The sequence below is a fragment of the Microbispora bryophytorum genome (assembly GCF_006874465.1).
GTDB lineage: Bacteria > Actinomycetota > Actinomycetes > Streptosporangiales > Streptosporangiaceae > Microbispora > Microbispora bryophytorum.
Genome location: NZ_VIRL01000032.1, coordinates 37,006 through 54,801, shown reverse-complemented (window position 1 = coordinate 54,801; position 17,796 = coordinate 37,006). Strand labels below are relative to the sequence as shown.

Below are 17,796 nucleotides of genomic sequence, written 5' to 3'. Positions count from 1 at the left end.
CGAACACATCGTCTACGCCATCGCCCTGATCGGACTCGCCCTCACCGGCGCCGGCACCACCCTCGGACTCGGCACCCAATGGGCCGCCACCCCACTCGTCCGCCGCTACCCGATCCTCAAGTAACCCTTCCGAAGACCCTCCTTGAAGGCAGAAGACCCTCCCTGAAGAAGGTGCGCCGTGCACTCTCCCTTCGCCACAGAACGCGCTTTTCACCGGCTGCTCACCGCCGCCGGGCAGGCGCCCTCGGTGCTCAACACGCAGCCCTGGCGGCTCGCAGCGGTCCGCGGGGAGTTCGCCGAACTGCTGGCCGACCCCGACCGGCGGCTGCGCGTCAGCGACCCCCGGGGGCGTTCACTGCACGTCAGCTGTGGCGCCGCTCTGTTCAACCTCCGGCTCGCCGTGCGGACGGCCGGTCACCGGCCGCTGATCTGGCTCCTGCCCAACACCGCGGAGGAGCCGCTGCTCCTGGCCGCCGTCCGCGTGTCGCCGTACGGACCGGCTTCCGGGCGAACCCGCGAACTGTACGACCGCATCGGCGTGCGCCGGACCAACCGGGAGCCCTTCGGCGAGCGGCCGGTTCCCCCGCACGTGCTGGCCGACCTGCGCCACGCGGCGTCCTGCGAGGGGACGCGCCTGGTCACGCTGGAGCGGCACGCCACGGCGGACCTGCTGGAACACATCGCCGTCGCCGACGACGAGCTCGGCAAGGACCGCGACTACCAGGCCGAGCTGCGGGCGTGGACGATGAGCGGAAACCGCCGCGACGGCCTGCCGTCCTACGTGCGGGGGCCCGGCTGCGCAGACGACCCTGCGCCCGTCCGCGACTTCGGGACGCGCGGGGAGCGCCGGGGGGTCCGTTTCGAGTCGAATCCCCGGCTGGCGGTGCTCACCACCTCGGGCGACGGCCCCGCCGACTGGCTGCGCGCCGGCCAGGCCCTGCAGCGCCTGCTGCTGACCGCGACCGTCCACGGCGTCTCGGCCTCGTTCCTCAACCAGCCGCTCGACCTCCGCGACATGCGCCGACGCAGCGATCCCCACCACCGGCGCGGGCACATCCAGATGATCATCCGGCTGGGGTACGGCCCGGCGGTCCCCCGCGCACCCCGCCGCCCCGCCGCTGAGCTGAGGGGAACCCCTCCGGCCCGGCCCCGCGAAGGCTGCGCGGTGTGAGCCGGCGCCGAGATGGCCTACTGCTCGCGGGGCAAACCGGGCGGGTTGACCACGGATTCGGGGACGGCCTCGCCGGACAGGCCCCAGCGGGTGAGGACCTTGGCGTACGTGCCGTCCTCGATGAGGGCGTTGAGGGCGTCGGCGATCGGCTTGGCCAGGCCGTTTCCCTTCCGCGTCATCGCGGCGATGAGCCCCTGGAGCGTGGGCCCGGCGCCGGAGTAGGTGCCGACGATCTTCGTGTCGCCGCTCACCGCGGCGTGGTAGGCGGAGGTGGGGTTGGGTGCGAAGTACGCCTGGATCCGGCCGGACCTGAGCGCCAGATAGGTGTCGGCCGCCTGCTTGTAGTACTGGATCTGAGCGGGTTTCCGCCCGGCGGCGCGGTTCTGCCTGTCCCAGCCCAGCAGGATCTTCTCCTGGTTGGTGCCGGAGCCCACGGCCACGCTGAGCCCGGCCACGTCGGCCGGCTCGGCGATCGAGGTGATCGTGCTGTCCTTCGGCACCTCCCATGCCACCTGGTCGAGCCGGTAGGTGGCGAAGTCGTAGACGTCCTTGCGCTCCTCGGTGACGGTGATGTTGGAGAAGCCGGCCGTGTACTTGCCGGACCGCACCGCGAGGAACAGGTTCCCCCACGAGGTGGCCTCGATGCGCACCTTCAGGCCGAGAACGTCGGCCACGAGTGAGGCGATGTCCTCCTCCACCCCGATCGGGGTGACGTCGTCGTCGGCGACGAACGACAGCGGTGGCTCGAAGGTGGAGGTGCCGATCAGGAACTCCCCCTTGGCCCGGATCGCGGCGGGCACCTCGGCGGCGATCGCCTCCACCTTCGCGGCCCGGATCCGGTTCTGCTCCGGACTCGTGTTGATCTTCAAGACGCCGGGCGGGGCCGCGGCAGCGGCCGCGTCGCCGTCGTAGGGAGCCGTGCCGCAGGCGGCCGTCAGCAGCAGAGCGGACACGCCGAGCACGGATAATCGGGATGGTGACATGCGATCGTCCTTCAGGGTTCAGAGCACCTTGCTGAGGAAGGCGCGCGTACGGTCGTGCCTCGGCCGGTCGAGCACCTGCCGGGGCGGTCCGTGCTCCACGATCTGACCGGCGTCCATGAAGACCACGGTGTCGGCGACCTCGCGGGCGAAGCCGATCTCGTGGGTCACGACGATCATGGTGGTGCCGTTGCGGGCGAGCGCCTTCATCACTTCCAGCACCTCGCCCACCAGCTCGGGGTCGAGTGCCGAGGTGGGCTCGTCGAACAGCACGACCTTGGGCCGCAGGGCCAGGGCCCGGGCGATCGCGACGCGTTGCCGCTGTCCCCCGGACAGCTGCCGCGGATAGGCCTCGGCCTTGTCGGACAGGCCCACCTGCGCCAGCAGCTCGGTCGCCAGCGCCTCGGCCTGGCCGCGTGGGCGGCCCTGCGCCGAGATCGGGGCCTCGGTCACGTTCTCCCGGACGGTGAGATGGGGGAACAGGTTGAAGTTCTGGAAGACGAAGCCGATCTGGGTGCGCCGGCGCAGGATCTCGCGTTCCCGCAGCTCGTACAGCCGGTCTCCGGACCGCCGGTAGCCGACGAACTCGCCGTCGATGGCGACGTACCCGCGGTCGATCTTCTCCAGGTGGTTGATGCTGCGCAGGAGCGTCGACTTGCCCGACCCGGACGGACCGATGATCACCGTCACCTCGCCGGGCTGGACCTGCAGGTCCACCCCGCGCAGGACCTCCAGAGGGCCGTAGCTCTTGTGCACGCCGCGCACGTCGACCATGGGAGTGCTCATCGCCGCTCGCCTCCGCCCCAGGCCGGGCGCTGCCGCCGGGCGGCCCGCCGTACGGAGAGGATCCGGCGCACCCGCTGCAGCGGCGTGGGCGGCAGGGCCTGCGCGAGGCCCCGGCCGAACCGGCGTTCCACGTAGTGCTGCGCGGCCGACAGCACCGTGGTGAGGACGAGATACCAGATCGCGGCCACCAGCAGCATCGCGATCACCCGGCCGTTGCGGTTGTAGATCACCTGAACCTGGTAGAACAGCTCGGGCAACGCCATGATGTAGACGACCGAGGTGCCCTTGACCAGGCCGATGATCTCGTTGCCCGCCGCCGGGACGATCGACCGCATGGCCTGGGGAAGCTGGATCCGGAAGATCTGCCTGGCCCGCGGGATGCCGAGCGCGGCGGCCGCCTCCAGCTGGCCCGGGTCCACCGACAGGAGGCCTCCGCGGACGATCTCCGCGGCGTACGCCGCCTGGTGCAGCGCCAGGCCGAGCGCGGCGGCCGTCACCGGCCCGATCAGGTCCATCGAGTCGACGGAGAAGAACGCGGGCCCGAACGGCACCCCGAACGAGATCTGCTTGTACAGGGCGGCGAGGTTGTACCAGAACAGCAGCTGCAGGATGAGCGGCACCGAGCGGAACAGCCACACGTAGCCCCAGGCCGCCGACGCGAGCAGCGGGACGCGGGACAGCCGCATCAGCGCGAGCGCGGTGCCCAGCAGGAAACCCAGCACGATGCCGAGCGCGGTCAGCTCCACGGTGAACAGCACCGCGTGCACCACCGAGGGATGGAACAGGTATGCGCCGACGACCGGCCAGTCCCAGGCCGGATTGGTGACCAGCGCGTTGACCGCCATCGCCAGCAGCACCGCCACCGCGGCGCCGGCGATCCAGCGTCCCGGGTGACGCGCCTTGAGCACGGTCAGCGAGCCGGCGGTCTCCGCCGCCGCCTCCTCCAGCACGGCGGGCGCGGTCATCGTGCCTCCGTGGCGTGCGGTGAGTGGTCGTGATTGAGCGCGAAGAGCTCGGCAGTCATGGATCAACCCTCCCGGCGACCGCGCTGATCGCGGACGTCCGACGTGCCTCCATCTTCGGCACAGGTACGCAATACCGTCAAGACCTACTTGTTTAGTAGGTAATTGCCTAGGATGCCTCCCGGATGAGGACGAGTGACAGGAGGCCCGATGCCGAAGGAATCCGTGTTCCCCGCGTCTGGCGGCGCCGACGGCCGCGCCCCGCGACGAGATGACCATGGAGGCGAGTGTGAGCACCGGCCACGACGCGTCCCGAGGAGAGCCGCGATGAGCGACCGGCACCTCCTGGACAATCCCGTGTGGGCGTCGCTGACCGGCCCGCACGCGCGCTTCGCCGAACGGCACGGCGGCGCGTTGCGCTACCCGGATGACGTCTCGCCGTTCTTCGCGCTGCCCGACGACCCCCGACCGGCGGACTGGAGCGACCTCGCCGCGCTCGCGGGGCCCGGCGCGACGATCCCGGTCACCGGCGAGGCCGCCGCGGCGCCGGACGGGTGGGAGGTGGTCGCGCACGGCGGGGGCGTGCAACTGGTCGGCGACGACGTGGTCCCCGCGCCCGACGACGAGGCGGTCCGCCTGCGGGCGTCGGACGTGCCGGAGATGCTGGACCTCGTCGCACGCGCGCAGCCGGGACCGTTCCGGCCGCGCACCATCGAGATGGGCGTCTACCTGGGCATCCGCCGCGGCGGCGCGCTGGTCGCGATGGCCGGGGAGCGGCTGCACCCACCCGGCTGGACGGAGATCAGCGCGGTCTGCACCGACCCGGCCTTCCGCCGCCAGGGGCTGGCGTCACGGCTGGTGCCGGCCGTCGCCGCCGCCATCCGCGCCCGCGGCGAGACCCCGTTCCTGCACGCCGCCGCGAACAACACCGCGGCGATCCGGGTGTACGAGAAGCTCGGCTTCCGCCTCCGCCGGCGGACCACGTTCGCCACCCTCCGGGCGCCTGCCGACGTGCCGGTCGCATGAGCACGAGGCCGATTGATTGACGACAAAACCCCATATACCTACTATATTAGTTGGTTTAGCTGCACGCCGGCCGAGACGTCAGGAGTCCCCCGTGACCAAGCAGATCCATCTCGCCGCGCACTTCCCCGGCGTGAACAACACCACGGTCTGGTCCGACCCCGCGTCGGGCAGTCAGATCGACTTCGACTCGTTCCGCCACCTCGCCCAGACGGCCGAACGCGGGAAGTTCGACTTCTTCTTCCTGGCGGAAGGACTGCGGCTGCGCGAGGCGAAGGGACGCATCCACGACCTGGACGTCATGGGACGCCCGGAGTCGCTCACGGTCCTGTCCGCCCTGGCCGCCGTCACCACCCACCTGGGGCTCGCCGCGACGGTGAACTCCACCTTCAACGAACCGTACGAGGTGGCGCGGCGGCTGGCCACGCTCGACCACCTGAGCGGCGGCCGGGCCGCGTGGAACGTGGTGACCAGCTTCGACGCCTTCACCGGGGAGAACTTCCGCCGGGGCGGCTTCCTGGCCGAGGCCGACCGGTACACCCGGGCCAAGGAGTTCCTGCAGACCGCCAGGGAGTTGTGGGACTCGTGGGCGTCGGACGCGGTGGCCGCGGATCCGGAGGCGGGGCGGTTCCTGCGGCCCGGCGGCGTCACCCCCTTCCGGCACCGGGGACGGCACTTCGACATTTCGGGACTGTTCAACGTGCCGCGCGGCCCGCAGGGCCACCCCGTGATCATCCAGGCCGGAGACTCGGACGAGGGCCGCGAGTTCGCCGCCTCGTCGGCTGACGTGATCTTCAGCAGGCACAGCAAGCTGGAGGAGGGCCGCGCCTTCTACCGTGACGTCAAGCGCAGGCTCGCCGCCTACGGCCGGCGGCCGGAGGAGCTGAAGATCCTTCCCGCGGTGACGTACGTGCTCGGCGACACCGAGGCCGAGGCCGCGGAACGGGCCGTCGAGATCCGCCGCGCGCAGGTCGGCCCGCAGACGGCGATCTACTTCCTGGAGGCCGTGTGGGGCCGCGACCTTTCGGGATACGACCCGGACGGCCCGCTGCCCGACGTCGAGCCGGACCTCGACGAGGGGGTGTCCAAGGGCCACGCGGCGTTTCGCCGCGACCGTGGCGAGCTGGTGGCCAAGTGGCGCGCCCTCGCCGAGGAGAAGAACCTGTCGATCCGCGAGCTCGCCATCGAGGTCTCCGCGCCGCAGACCTTCATCGGCACGCCGCGTTCGGTCGCCGACGAGATCGATCACTTCGTGCAGGCCGACGCGGCCGACGGCTTCATCTTCGTGCCCCATCTGACTCCCGGCGGGCTGGACGACCTGGTCGACAAGGTCGTCCCCCTGCTTCAGGAGAAGGGCGTGTTCCGGGCCGACTACACCGGGCCCACCCTCCGCGACCACCTCGGCCTCGCCCCCCGCACCCAGGACGGCATCGAGGAGACCTCATGACCCTGCATCTCGCCGTCGCGCTGGACGGCGCGGGCTGGCACCCGGCCGCGTGGCGGGCCGAAGGCGCGCGGCCCGACCGCCTGTTCACCCCCGGCTACTGGGCCGGACTCGTCGCGGAAGCCGAGCGCGGCCTGCTCGACTTCGTCACCTTCGAAGACGCGCTCGGGCTCCAGTCCTCCCGCCTCAACGAGCCCGACGGGCGACTCGACCAGGTGCGCGGGCGGCTCGACGCGGTGCTGATCGCGTCACGCGTCGCCCCGCTGACCTCACGGATCGGCCTCGTGCCGACCACCGGCACGACCCACACCGAGCCCTTCCACGTCGCGATCGGCATCGCCTCGCTCGACCACGTCAGCCGCGGCAGGGCCGGCTGGCGACCTCAGATCTCCGGCCACCCCGACCACGTGGCCCACTTCGGCCGCCGCCCGCCGTTCCCGCCGCAGGACTACTCCGGCGACCGGGATCCCGTCTTCGGCGAGCACGTGCTGGGCCTGTTCGCCGAGGCCGCCGACGCGGTCGAGGTGGTCCGCCGCCTGTGGGACAGCTGGGAGGACGACGCCGAGATCCGCGACGTCGCGACCGGCCGGTTCGTCGACCGCGACAAGCTCCACCACATCGACTTCCGCGGCGAGTGGTTCAGCGTGAAGGGTCCTTCGATCACGCCGCGCTCCCCGCAGGGCCAGCCGCCGGTCACCTCCCTGGCCCACGACACGCTGTCGTACGAGTTCGCGGCCCGGTCTAGCGACGTCGTGTACGTCACGCCACGCGACCGGGAGGACGCCGCCGCGATCGTGGAGAGCGTCCGGGCGGCGGAGGCGGCCGTCGGACGCACCGAGCCGCCGTTGCGGATCTTCGCCGACCTGGTGGTCTTCCTCGACTCCCGCGACGCGTACGGCCGGAAGGCCCGGCTGGACGACCTCGACGGCGCCGAACTCAAGAGCGCCGAACTCGACGGTGCCGAACTCGATTGGGACGCCCACGTCTTCACCGGCACCCCCGAGGAGCTCGCCGGGCTGCTGCTGGAGTGGCGGGAGGCGGGGTTGGAGGGATTCCGGCTCCGGCCGGGACAGCTCCCTCACGACCTGGTGGCGATCACCAGGGCCCTCGTGCCCGCCCTGCAGAACGCGGGCGCGTTCCGGACGGCGTACGAGACGGTGGACCTGCGCGGACGGCTCGGCCTGGCCCGTCCCGCCAGCCGCTACGCGGCATGAATCCGCGGGGGGGGGGGGGCGAGCCGGCGCGGACCGCTCGCCCCTCACGCGGGATCGCCTGGGCGGCCGACGTCAGGCCCGCGCTCGGGGGCGATACCAGGACGCCGCCACGGCGACCAGGGCGGCGGCCCCGACGAACCGCGGAGTTCCACGGTCCGCCAGATGCCGAGAGGCATCCTCAGGTCAGGCGACGGAATTTCCTGAGGACTCCTCAGGTTGATGGTCAAGATTCAAGATGAGGTAGCCTCAGGAAGTTAAGCGGGAGGTACCGATGGACGCGAAGCCCTACATCGCCCAGCGCCCGAAGCGCGCGGACGGCCGGCGCAACTACGACGCCATCCTCGCCGCGGCGCGCAAGGCGTTCGAGACCTCGGGCGCCGACACCTCGCTGGAGGATGTCGCGAGCCAGGCGGGCGTCGCCATCGGCACCCTGTATCGGCACTTCCCCACCCGTGCCTCACTCGTGGAGGCCGCCACCCGCGACGGCCTGGAGAGCCTCGTCGCCCACGCCGAACGGCTGGCCGGCGGACCGGATCCGCTCGACTCGCTGATCGAGTGGATGCGCGAGGCCGTCGTGCACTTCAGCACCTTCCGCGGCCTGGTCGGCATCCTCGCCCGGAGCATGTACGACGAGGGCACCCCCTCCCACGCCATGTGCGCCGCGATGCGCCGCGGCGGCGCCGACCTGCTGCGCGCCGCCCAGGCGGCCGGCAGGGTGCGGCCCGACCTCACGCCCGAGGAGCTGTTCGACCTCCTCAACGGCGCGGCCTGGGTGCGCGAGCAGGCCGCCTCCGGCAGAGACGGCAGCCCGCGATTCCTGCGGCTGGTGCTGGAGGGCATCACGATCCCTGAAGACTGACCCTCGCCGCACCAACCCTCGTACGCCGCCCGCCGCCCCCTCCTCTCGCGCACCGACCCTCCGCGCCGCCCGTCGCCCCGCTCCCCTCGCCACACCCCGACCCTCGCCGCGCCGTCAAGCCGGGGTGTCCTCAGGTCGTCACCGGTCGCCGCCGGCCGCTCGCTCGGGGAGCCGGGGCACTGCCGCGAGCAACTCCCGGGTGTAGGGGTGCCGGGGATGATGAAAGACCTCGCCGGCGTCCCCCTCCTCCACCACACTGCCGTCCTTCATCACCAGGACCCGATCGCTCAGCCGGCGCACGACGCCCAGGTCGTGGGAGATGAACAGCAGCGCCGTCCCGTCCTCGGCCTGGATCTCGGCCAGCAGGTCGAGCACCTGTGCCTGGATCGACACGTCGAGCGCGGAGACGGGCTCGTCGCAGATCAGCACCTCGGGCCGGGACGCGAGCGCGCGGGCGATGGCCACGCGCTGCCGCTGGCCGCCCGACAGCTCGCGCGGACGCCGGCCGAGCAGTTCGGGCGGCAGCCCGACCCGGCCCAGCAGTTCGACGGCGCGCTCCCGGCGCCGCCGCCTCGGCAGCGCGGAGAGCGGATCGGCGACCAGGCGGCCCACCGTGTGACGCGGGTCGAAGGAGTCGAGCGGATTCTGCGCGATCACCTGGACGGCCGGGCGGAGGGGGCGCCGCCGTCGCTCGGGCAGGCCGCTCCAGGGGCCTCCCCGCAGAATCACCTCACCGGCGTCCGGCGCGAGCAGGCCGAGGGCCAGCCGCGCGAGCGTCGTCTTGCCCGACCCCGACTCGCCGACCACGCCGAGTGTCTCCCCCGCGTGCAGGCGGAAGGAGACGTCGTTCACGGCCCTGCGCGAGCCGTACGCGACCGACAGCCCCATGGCGGCGAGCACGGGACCACGCGGAGCGGCCACCGGGGAGCGATCCGGCCGGCGCGGCACGGCGGACGCGGAAGGCACGGCGGCCAGCAGAGCCCGGGTGTAGTCGTGCCGTGGAGCCGTCAGCACCTCGCGTGCCGGCCCCTCCTCGACCACCAGGCCCTCCTTCATGACCAGGACGCGGTCGGCGACCGCGGCCACCACGGCGAGGTCGTGGCTGATCACCAGCAGTGCCGTCCCGGCCGCTTTCCGGTCCGCGAGCAGCCGAAGGATCTGGGCCTGCACGGTCACGTCGAGGGCGGTCGTGGGCTCGTCGGCGATGATCAACTCGGGCTCCGCGGCGATCGCGGAGGCGATCAGGGCCCGCTGCCGCAGCCCACCGGAAAGCTGGTGCGGATGCTGCCGCACGCGCGTCTCGGGGTCCGGGACGCCCACGGCCTCCAGCAGTGCCCGTACGCGCTCAGGGCGGGCCCGGCGGGGCACCACGTCATGCTCGGCCAGCACTTCGGCGATCTCGGCCCCCACGGTGCGCAGCGGGTCGAGCGAGACCAGGGCGTCCTGCAGGACGAGCCCGGCGAACCGGCCGCGCACGCGGCGCCACTCGCGCGGGCCGAAGGTCAGGGCGTCCCCACCGCCAACGTGGAAGAGCGACGCCCGCACCTTCGCACCCGGGCCCGCCAGGCCGATGAGCGCGCGGGCCGTGACGCTCTTGCCCGACCCCGACTCCCCTACCAGGGCGACGCACTCCCCCGGCGAGATCGACAGCGACAGCCCGCGTACGGCCTCGACACCGGACGCGGGGAAGGAGACCCGCAGGTCCTCCACCGCGACGAGCGGCGGAGCGGCAGCGGGGCCAGGCACAGCAGCGGGTACGCGTGCGGCGGCGGGGCCGGATGCGGCGCCGGCACGGGTGATCGCGAGCTCCGTCATGGTGTCCTTCCCTCGAAACGCCGCTGAAGGTGCCGCCCGGCCACCGTCAGGCACACGACCGACAGGGTGAGGGCCACTCCCGGAGAGAAGGCCACCCACGAAGCCACACGCAGGTAGTCGCGCGACTCGGCGAGCATGGTGCCCCACTCCGGGGCGGGCGGCTGGGGGCCCATGCCGAGGAAACTGAGGCCGGATGTGGCGATGACGGCCTGGCCGAGCCCCATCGTGGCCAGCACGGGGACGGGCCCGACGACGTTGGGCAGCACGTGCCGGGCCACGACGCGCGCCCGCGAGTGCCCGAAGGTCACCGCCTGCTCGACGTAGCCGGAACGGCGCACGACGAACGTCTGCGCCCGGACGACCCGCGCGTACGTGGGGATCTGCGCGATCCCGATGGCGGCGACGACGTTCCACGTGCCGGGGCCCGTGATCGCTATCACGAGGAGCGCGAGCAGCAGCTCGGGAAAGGTCGACAGCACGTCGAACAGGCGGGCCAGCGCCTCACCGGCCAGGCGGGCCGCCAGCCCGGCGGCCAGGCCGAGCAGCGAGCCCGCGCCCACCGCGAGCGCCGTGGCGAGGACCCCGATGCCGAGCGAGTGGCGGGCGCCGTACACAACGCGGGCGAACACGTCCCTGCCGAGGTGGTCGGTGCCCAGTGGATGGCCCGCGCCGGGTGGGGCCAGCGCCCGCAGCGGGTCGGCCGCGAGCGGGTCGACCCGGGTGACCAGGCCGGGCGCCGCCACGGCGACGACCAGGACGGCCAGGACGAGCAGGGCGAGGACGAGACCGGGACGCGTCCGGACGCCCGGTCTCGGGACGGGTGCTGCGACGGCCATCACGCGCTCCTGAGCCGGGGGTCGATGAGCCGGTAGGCGAGGTCGAGCAGGGCGCTGATCGTCACGTACACCGCCGCCGACAGGATGACGACGGCCATCACGACCGGCATGTCCTTGGCGCTGACGGCCTGCATGGTCACCCGGCCGAGCCCCGGCCGGCCGAAGAGTGCCTCGGTGATGACGGCCCCGCCGAGCAGGACGCCGGTGAACCAGCCGGTGAGGGTGACGGCGGGAAGGAGGGCGTGCCGCAGCGCGTGCCGGGCCACCACGGCACGCTCGCCGAGGCCGCGTGAGCGTGCCGTCACCGCGAACGGCTGCTCGAGCGCGCGTTCCAGGCCCTCCCTGAGCACCTGTCCGAGCACGCCGGCGACGGGCAGGCCGAGCGCCAGCGCGGGGAGGACGAGCGCCTCCGGGTCGGCCGCGCCCGAGACGGGAAACCAGCCGAGCGAGAAGGAGAACACGAACAGCAGCACGATGCCGATCACGAACTGGGGCACCGACACCGCCACCAGCTCGGCCGCGGAGACGATCCGGCGCGGCCAGACCGACCTGCCCGCCGTCGCCACCGCCACGACGAGCGCCAGCACCACGCCGACCGCGGCGGCCGCCAGGGTCAGCCGCACCGTCGGGCCCACCTGACCGGCCAGCACCTCGCCGACGTCGCGCTGCAACTGGTAGGAACGGCCGAGGTCGCCGTGCAGCAGGCGGCCGAGGTAACTCAGGTAACGCACGGCTTCGGGCCGGTCCAGCCCCCACTCGGCCACGATCTGCGCGCGGATCTCCGGTGTGTCGGCGCCGTCGCCAATGAGGATGTCGATGGTGTCCCCGGGCGCCAGCAGCAGGGCCGCGTACGCGGTGGTGGCGGCCGCCCACAGCACGGCCACGGCCGAGACGATCCTGCGCACCGGCGTGCCCAGCCAGGCGGGCACGCGCAGCCCCGGGAGTCGCCGCGGCGCCGGGGGCCGGGTCGCGAGCGGCTCGGCGGGCGGCTCGGCGGGCGCCGTCGTCGTGGGCCGCCGGGCCGGCGGCGCCGCCGTCATGCGGCGATCCGCACGTCGTAGGCGCCGCGCGGCGTGCCGGAGACGGGGTCGAAGCCGAGGCCCTGCACGTTCCTGCTCGCCGCGATCTGGTCGGACGGCACGTAGACGGGGAAGACGACCGCCTCCGCGGTCACCACCTTCCGCTGGACCTCGGCGTACAGCGCCTTGCGTTCGGAGGGGTCGGAGCTCGCCGACGCCTTGGCGAGCCGGTCGTCCAGCTCGGCGTCCTCGTAGTGACTGCGGTTGATGGCCCCGCCCTTCGGCAGGATGAGGTTGAGCGCGGCCCCGGCGTCGGAGTCGCCGCGCGAGTTCTCGAAGATCTCGTACTCGTCTCCGTCGTACGCCTTCTGCGCCGTGCCCTGATCCACGATCCTCACCTGGAACTCGATGCCCGCCGTCTGCTTGACCTGTGCCTGGATCGCCTGGGCTAGGACGTCCCTGCGGTCGCGGACGAACGGCGCCGACGCCACCGAGCGGACCGTCAGCCGCTTGCCGCCTTTGGTCCGATAGCCCTCGGCGTCGCGCCCGGTCCAGCCCGCCGCGTCGAGCAGCGCGTTCGCCTCGGCGACGTCCCCGCCGTACGTCCCCTCCAGCGACGGGTCGTAGAAGGGGCTGGTGTCGGCGACGACGCTCCAGGCCCGCTTGGCGGTGCCCTGGTAGACGGACGCCAGCACGGCGTCGACGTCCACGGCCTCCCGGAACGCCTGCCGCACGCGCCTGTCGTCGAAGGGCGGGTGGGAGGTGTTGAAGTAGTAGGAGAACGATGTGCCGGAGTTGAGCGCCGACTGGAAGGACAGCGCGGGGTCGCCCTTGACCGACTGGATGTCGGTGGCCGGGACGCCCTCGACGACCTGGACCTGCCCGGAGGTGAGCGCGCCGACGCGGACGGCCGCCTGCGGCAGGAAGCGATAGGTGACCTCCGACAGGTACGCGGGTCCCTGGTGGGCGCTGCCCTGCGGCGCCCAGTCGTAGCGGGGGTTGCGCCGATAGTGGGCCTCCTGGCCCCGCACGTAGCGGTCGAGGACGAACGGGCCGGTCCCGACCACGTCCGGACCGCCGGCCTTGAGGTCCTTGGCCTCCCTGAGGGACTTCGGGGACACCTGCCCGGCGTACGGCGAGGCGAGGAAGTCGAGGAACAGCCCGTCGGGCTCCTTCAAGGTGATCTTCAGGGTGGTGGGCGAGAGCACCTCGGCCTTGTCGAGGGCGTGCAACTGGATGGCGGCGACCGCCGGGTTGTAACCGGGCTCGCGCAGCTTGTCCAGGTTCGCCTTCACCGCCGCCGCGTCGAACTTCGTACCGTCCTGGAAGGTGACGTCGTCGCGCAACTCCAGGGTATAGGTGCGCCCGTCGTCCGAGACCTTCCACGACCGGGCGAGCCAGGGGACGAACGACCCGTCCTCGCCGTACGCGAGGAGCGCGTCGAACTGGTTGAACACCAGCAGCCTGGCCTTGTTCTGCGCCCACAGATGAGGGTTGAACGTGATGGGCTCGGTCTCGACGGCCCACGTGAGAGAGGTGCCACCTGACTGTGCGGCGGGCGTCTGGGACCCGCACGCGGCCAGCGCCGCGACGAGAATGAGGGGCAGCGCGCCCCTGACGACCTCCACAGTGATCCTCCTGCCGTGCCCGCGTGCAGTGCCCCGGTCTCCGGCGGCGGGTACCGGAGGCTTGCGTCCAGGCGGCTCGTGGCCCGGCGTACCGGCGGCGGCGCGACCGCGCTCCCTCGCCGCCGCGCTCACGCGGGCCGCCCGGACGGGTGAGTTCGCGACGCGCGGAGCGTGTCTTCTCCGTGCCACGCCTCCGCGAGCAGCTCGTAGGAGCGCACCCGGTCGGCGTGCCCGTGCGTGATCGTGGTGATCAGCAGTTCGTCGGCGCCCGTGACCCGCTGGAGCACGCGGAGCCGCTCCTCGACCGTCTCCGGCGAGCCCGCGAACTGGGTGTCCACGCGGTCGGCCACCAGTTCCCTGTCCGCCTCGCTCCAGACGTGCGCGTCCGCCTCACCCGGCGTCGGGTAGGGGATCGCCCCCTGGCCCGTACGGATGGCGCGCACCCAGAGGCCGTACGGTTTGGCCAGCTCCCTGGCCGTCGCGTCGTCCTCGGCCACGACCACGTCCGCGGAGACGACGACGTACGGCTCGGACAGCACCTTGGAGGGGGTGAACGCCTCCCGGTAGGCCTCCACGGCCTCCAGCACCGACGCCGGGCTGACGTGATAGTTGGCGGCGAACGGAAGCCCGCGCTCCCCCGCCACCTTCGCGCTCTGTCCGCCGCTGCTGCCGAGGATCCACAGCTCCACCTCGGCGCCCTCACCCGGCACGACATGCACCGCGATTCCGCCGGGCGACCGGTAGGTGCCCTCCAGGAAGGCGACGACCTCGTCGACCTGCTCGGCGAAGTCGGGGGTGCGCGCGCCCGGCTGCTGCAGCAGCGCGGCCTGGAGGGCGAGCTGCGGAGAGCGGGCCAGCTCGGCGAAGGAGAACGCGGGCGGGATCAGCAGCCCGTCCACCACGCGGGACTCGCTGGGCGCCGCGGCCCGGGCGGCCTGCGGAGCCCGCGCGGCGTGAGGAACCTGCGCGGCTTGGGGCGCCTGCGCGGATTGAGGAGCCTGGGGAGCCTCAGCCACGATCTCCGCCCTGCGCTGCCCGGAACGGCCGAGCCCGAGGTCGATCCGGCCGGGGTGGAGCGCGTCGACGAGGCCGAACTGCTCGACCACCGCGACAGGCGTCTGGTGGCCGAGCTGCACCGCGCCCGAACCCACCCTGATGTGGTTCGTCGCGGCCGCGATGAGGCCGATGAGCACCGCCGGGGCCGAGCTCGCGACACCGGCCGCGAAGTGGTGCTCGGCCACCCAGTAGCGGAGGTACCCGAGACGCTCGGCGTGGCGCGCGAGGTCGATGCTGTTGCGCAACGCGTCTCCCGCTCCGCTGCCGGACGGGATCGGGGACAGGTCGAGAATCGACAGGGGAACCGGCCGCCTGACCGGCCGCGCTGTGCTGACCGACCGCGCTGTGCTGACCGGCCGCGCTGTGCTCACTGGCTGCGCTGTGGACTGTGCTGTCGGCTCGGGGACGCTCATGCCGGGGCTCCGGTGCTCGTGACGGTGCTCTGACGGGTCCCGGCGCTCTGGTTGGTCACGGCGGTGTTCTGATGAGTCACGGTGCTCCTGCGGGTAACTGCGCCTTCCTGCCGGGTCGCGCCGGCGCTCTGCGGAACCACCGGCACGGCGGGGAACGGCCGGCTCGGGATCTCCTTGCGCAGCACGGGGGCGACGGCGCTCTGGAACAGCTCCAGCGCCGCCCGGTGCTGCGCCCGGGTCAGACCGTCGGCGTCCGCACTGATGTGCATGACCTCGTGGCCCAGCCGCTCGTGGTAGCGGAGAACCTTGTCGATGATCTGCTGGGGGCTGCCGACGAGGATCGAGCCGCGCTCGATGGCGTCCTCCAGCGAGTGGAAGACCGGTTCCACGCCCGATCGGCGGAACAGCGCGACGCGGGCGTCGTAGATCGGGCGGTAGGTCGCGATCGCCTCCTGCGAGGTGCGCGCCGCGTAGAAGCCGGCGCTGCCCGCGCCCACCAGCGCGTCGGCGGGGTCGTGCCCGTGGTGTGCCCACCGTTCGCGGTAGTGGTCGACCAGCTCGGCGTACGGCTCGATGGGGTTGGTGACGTTCGCCGAGAACAGCGGGTCACCGTAGTGGGCGGCCAGCTCCACCGACTCCTTGCTGGTGGCGCTGCCGTGCCAGACCCGGATCGGCCGCTGCAACGGGCGCGGCCACGTCTCCGCGTCGGTGAGGGACGGCCGGAACCGGCCCTCCCAGGTGACCCTGTCCTCCCGCCAGAGCCTGCGGAACAGTTCGTACGCCTCCCGGTTGCGGTCCCACTGGTCCTCCGAGGTGACGTGGAAGAGCCGCGCCTGGGCCGACCCGTTCCCCTTGCCGATGATCAACTCGAGGCGTCCGCCCGACAGGTGGTCGAGCGTCGCGTAGTCCTCGTACGCCCGTACCGGGTCGAGCAGGCTGAGCGTGGTAACGGCGGTGAACAGCCGGATGCGGGAGGTCCGGGCGGCGATGTGGCTGAGCACGACCGGCGGCGAGGAGGAGATGAAGGGCCGCTCGTGCCGCTCCCCCACTCCGAAGCCGTCGAAGCCCAGCTCCTCGGCGAGTACGGCGGTGTCCACCACATCGCGGAACCGCTCGGTGGTGGACCTGGTCTCGCCGGTCAGCGGGTCGGGCCCGTGCGCGATGAGGGTGATGGCGAGGAATTTCACGTGGTCGCATACCTCTCGAAGAGGGGCTTTACGCTTTACCTACTAACTATGTAGGAAAAGCAGGCTATGTCAACGGCCGCGAAGAAATCCGCCCGCCACCGCGCCCCGCCGTCCCCGCCCCGTCGCCACGTCTGGCCGTCCCCACGTCCTGCCGCCGCGCCTGTGTCACGCCTGCCCGACCACGCCTGCCCGACCACGGCTGCCTGACCACGGCTGCCTGACCACGCCTGTCTGACGTCAGGGTGCGGGCCGATGGCAGGATGCTTGCGACAGGTGCCGTGGCGGTCACGGCGTGAGGAAATGGCCGCCGGACCGAGGGAGAGCCGGAGGAGGCCGATGAGCCGGAAGAACCACCGCATCGCCGTGCTCGTGCTGGAGGGCGCGAAGCCGCTCGACGTCGGCATCCCCGCGCAGGTGTTCTCCAACCGGCCGAGCATGCCGTACGAGGTGCGGGTCTGCGGCGCCGCGCCCGGACTGGTGACCGGCGGCGACGGCCTCTCCTATCACGTGGCCGAGGGCCTCGGCGCCTTGGAGCAGGCCGACACCGTGTTCATCCCCGGTTATCGGGAGCCGGCGACCACGGAACCACCGGTCGCGGTCGTCGGCGCGCTCATGACCGCCCACGAGCGCGGAACCCGGCTCGCGGCCATCTCGACGGGGGCGTTCGCGCTGGCGGCGACGGGCCTGCTCGACGGAAAGCGGGCGACGACCCACTGGCACTACACGAAGGCCCTCGCCGGCAAGCACCCGCTCGTGCGGGTGGACGAGAACGTGCTGTTCGTGGATGAAGGCGACGTGCTGACGTCGGCGGGCGCGGCGTCCGGCATCGACCTGTGCCTGCACCTGGTGCGGCGCGACCACGGCGTCGGGCTGTCCAACCATGTGGCGAGACGGCTGGTGGCCGCCCCCTATCGCAGCGGGGGTCAGGCGCAGTACGTTCCCCGCAGCGTCCCCGAGCCGCTCGGCGACCTGTTCGCGAACACCCGCGAGTGGGCCCTGGCGCACCTGTCCGAACGGCTGACCCTGGAGACCCTCGCCCGCCACGCGCGGGTGTCGGCGCGCACCTTCTCCCGGCGGTTCGCGGAGGACACCGGCTACACGCCGATGCAGTGGGTGCTCAGGGCACGCGTGGACCTGGCACGCGAGCTGCTCGAACGCACCGACCTGGGCGTGGAGCAGATCGCCGACCGGGTGGGGCTCGGCACCGGCGCCAACCTGCGCCTGCACTTCCAGCGCATCCTCGGCACCTCTCCCACCGAGTATCGCCACACCTTCTCGGCCTGAGGCTCGCGGCCCTGGCGCGTGCGAGGAGGACATGGCGAGATCCTTGCGATCGGTGGCGAAACTTCTGGCTGGATCCTTGCGTGCGCTGTCGTTCAGGCCACTGTCGGCCCGGCATCCGA

The 17,796-nt window shown here is 72.4% G+C and carries 15 protein-coding genes; 6 read left to right on the top strand and 9 right to left on the bottom strand.

Annotated features, from left to right (window positions below; all coding sequences use genetic code 11):
* Positions 1-178: 178 nt before the first annotated feature.
* Positions 179-1,171 (top strand): Acg family FMN-binding oxidoreductase, encoded by a 993-nt coding sequence (locus tag FLX07_RS34385; RefSeq protein ID WP_142575870.1) that lies wholly within the window; start codon positions 179-181, stop codon positions 1,169-1,171.
* 17 nt (positions 1,172-1,188) lie between these two features.
* On the opposite strand, the gene FLX07_RS34380 is transcribed toward FLX07_RS34385, so the two are convergent.
* Genes FLX07_RS34380 through FLX07_RS34370 form a run of 3 tightly spaced genes read right to left on the bottom strand, consistent with a single transcriptional unit; the run spans position 1,189 to position 3,902 of the window.
* Positions 1,189-2,154, bottom strand: coding sequence for an ABC transporter substrate-binding protein (locus FLX07_RS34380; RefSeq protein WP_142575868.1), 966 nt, complete (start codon positions 2,152-2,154; stop codon positions 1,189-1,191).
* A gap of 18 nt (positions 2,155-2,172) precedes the next feature.
* A complete protein-coding gene (locus tag FLX07_RS34375; protein WP_142575866.1) occupies positions 2,173-2,937 on the bottom strand; it encodes an amino acid ABC transporter ATP-binding protein in 765 nt (254 codons plus the stop codon).
* Positions 2,934-3,902 (bottom strand): amino acid ABC transporter permease, encoded by a 969-nt coding sequence (locus FLX07_RS34370; protein ID WP_142575864.1) that lies wholly within the window; start codon positions 3,900-3,902, stop codon positions 2,934-2,936. Before FLX07_RS34370 ends, FLX07_RS34375 begins: the two co-directional genes overlap by 4 nt.
* A 324-nt stretch (positions 3,903-4,226) precedes the next feature.
* Here FLX07_RS34370 and FLX07_RS34365 point away from each other — a divergent pair, with 324 nt between their 5' ends.
* The 4 genes from FLX07_RS34365 (at position 4,227) to FLX07_RS34350 (ending at position 8,439) form a co-directional block, all read left to right on the top strand.
* Complete coding sequence (locus FLX07_RS34365) at positions 4,227-4,925, top strand: GNAT family N-acetyltransferase (protein WP_142575862.1); 699 nt, start codon at positions 4,227-4,229, stop codon at positions 4,923-4,925.
* Positions 4,926-5,016: 91 nt separating this feature from the next.
* A complete protein-coding gene (locus FLX07_RS34360) occupies positions 5,017-6,369 on the top strand; it encodes an NtaA/DmoA family FMN-dependent monooxygenase (protein ID WP_142575860.1) in 1,353 nt (450 codons plus the stop codon).
* Entirely contained in the window at positions 6,366-7,580 is a 1,215-nt protein-coding gene (locus FLX07_RS34355) for an LLM class flavin-dependent oxidoreductase (protein WP_142575858.1), read from the top strand. Before FLX07_RS34360 ends, FLX07_RS34355 begins: the two co-directional genes overlap by 4 nt.
* A gap of 271 nt (positions 7,581-7,851) precedes the next feature.
* Positions 7,852-8,439 (top strand): TetR/AcrR family transcriptional regulator, encoded by a 588-nt coding sequence (locus FLX07_RS34350; protein WP_142575855.1) that lies wholly within the window; start codon positions 7,852-7,854, stop codon positions 8,437-8,439.
* A gap of 138 nt (positions 8,440-8,577) precedes the next feature.
* Here the strand turns inward: FLX07_RS34350 and FLX07_RS34345 are convergent, their stop codons facing one another.
* The 6 genes from FLX07_RS34345 to FLX07_RS34320 form a co-directional block, all read right to left on the bottom strand.
* Positions 8,578-10,254, bottom strand: coding sequence for a dipeptide ABC transporter ATP-binding protein (locus tag FLX07_RS34345; RefSeq protein ID WP_142575854.1), 1,677 nt, complete (start codon positions 10,252-10,254; stop codon positions 8,578-8,580).
* Complete coding sequence (locus tag FLX07_RS34340; RefSeq protein ID WP_142575852.1) at positions 10,251-11,090, bottom strand: ABC transporter permease; 840 nt, start codon at positions 11,088-11,090, stop codon at positions 10,251-10,253. The genes FLX07_RS34345 and FLX07_RS34340 overlap by 4 nt, the downstream gene beginning before the upstream one ends.
* Entirely contained in the window at positions 11,090-12,130 is a 1,041-nt protein-coding gene (locus FLX07_RS34335) for an ABC transporter permease (RefSeq protein ID WP_142575850.1), read from the bottom strand. The genes FLX07_RS34340 and FLX07_RS34335 overlap by 1 nt, the downstream gene beginning before the upstream one ends.
* Positions 12,127-13,737 carry an ABC transporter substrate-binding protein gene (locus FLX07_RS34330; RefSeq protein WP_142575849.1) on the bottom strand — a complete coding sequence of 537 codons (1,611 nt, stop codon included), beginning with the start codon at positions 13,735-13,737 and terminating at the stop codon, positions 12,127-12,129. Before FLX07_RS34330 ends, FLX07_RS34335 begins: the two co-directional genes overlap by 4 nt.
* A gap of 128 nt (positions 13,738-13,865) precedes the next feature.
* A complete protein-coding gene (locus FLX07_RS34325; RefSeq protein WP_409347506.1) occupies positions 13,866-15,164 on the bottom strand; it encodes an MsnO8 family LLM class oxidoreductase in 1,299 nt (432 codons plus the stop codon).
* 38 nt (positions 15,165-15,202) lie between these two features.
* Positions 15,203-16,393, bottom strand: a complete 1,191-nt coding sequence (locus tag FLX07_RS34320) for an LLM class flavin-dependent oxidoreductase (RefSeq protein WP_142575847.1) — start codon at positions 16,391-16,393, stop codon at positions 15,203-15,205.
* A gap of 336 nt (positions 16,394-16,729) precedes the next feature.
* Between FLX07_RS34320 and FLX07_RS34315 the strand changes: the two genes are divergently transcribed.
* Complete coding sequence (locus FLX07_RS34315; RefSeq protein ID WP_142575846.1) at positions 16,730-17,677, top strand: GlxA family transcriptional regulator; 948 nt, start codon at positions 16,730-16,732, stop codon at positions 17,675-17,677.
* The last annotated feature ends 119 nt before the right edge of the window (positions 17,678-17,796 follow it).

Bases quoted from the DNA above. Each gene is read 5' to 3' on its own strand.
- FLX07_RS34380 (WP_142575868.1), bottom strand. From the start codon at position 2,154: ATGTCACCATCCCGATTATCCGTGCTCGGCGTGTCCGCTCTGCTGCTG.
- FLX07_RS34375 (WP_142575866.1), bottom strand. From the start codon at position 2,937: ATGAGCACTCCCATGGTCGACGTGCGCGGCGTGCACAAGAGCTACGGC.
- FLX07_RS34370 (WP_142575864.1), bottom strand. From the start codon at position 3,902: ATGACCGCGCCCGCCGTGCTGGAGGAGGCGGCGGCGGAGACCGCCGGC.
- FLX07_RS34365 (WP_142575862.1), top strand. From the start codon at position 4,227: ATGAGCGACCGGCACCTCCTGGACAATCCCGTGTGGGCGTCGCTGACC.
- FLX07_RS34355 (WP_142575858.1), top strand. From the start codon at position 6,366: ATGACCCTGCATCTCGCCGTCGCGCTGGACGGCGCGGGCTGGCACCCG.
- FLX07_RS34350 (WP_142575855.1), top strand. From the start codon at position 7,852: ATGGACGCGAAGCCCTACATCGCCCAGCGCCCGAAGCGCGCGGACGGC.
- FLX07_RS34345 (WP_142575854.1), bottom strand. From the start codon at position 10,254: ATGACGGAGCTCGCGATCACCCGTGCCGGCGCCGCATCCGGCCCCGCC.
- FLX07_RS34340 (WP_142575852.1), bottom strand. From the start codon at position 11,090: ATGGCCGTCGCAGCACCCGTCCCGAGACCGGGCGTCCGGACGCGTCCC.
- FLX07_RS34335 (WP_142575850.1), bottom strand. From the start codon at position 12,130: ATGACGGCGGCGCCGCCGGCCCGGCGGCCCACGACGACGGCGCCCGCC.
- FLX07_RS34315 (WP_142575846.1), top strand. From the start codon at position 16,730: ATGAGCCGGAAGAACCACCGCATCGCCGTGCTCGTGCTGGAGGGCGCG.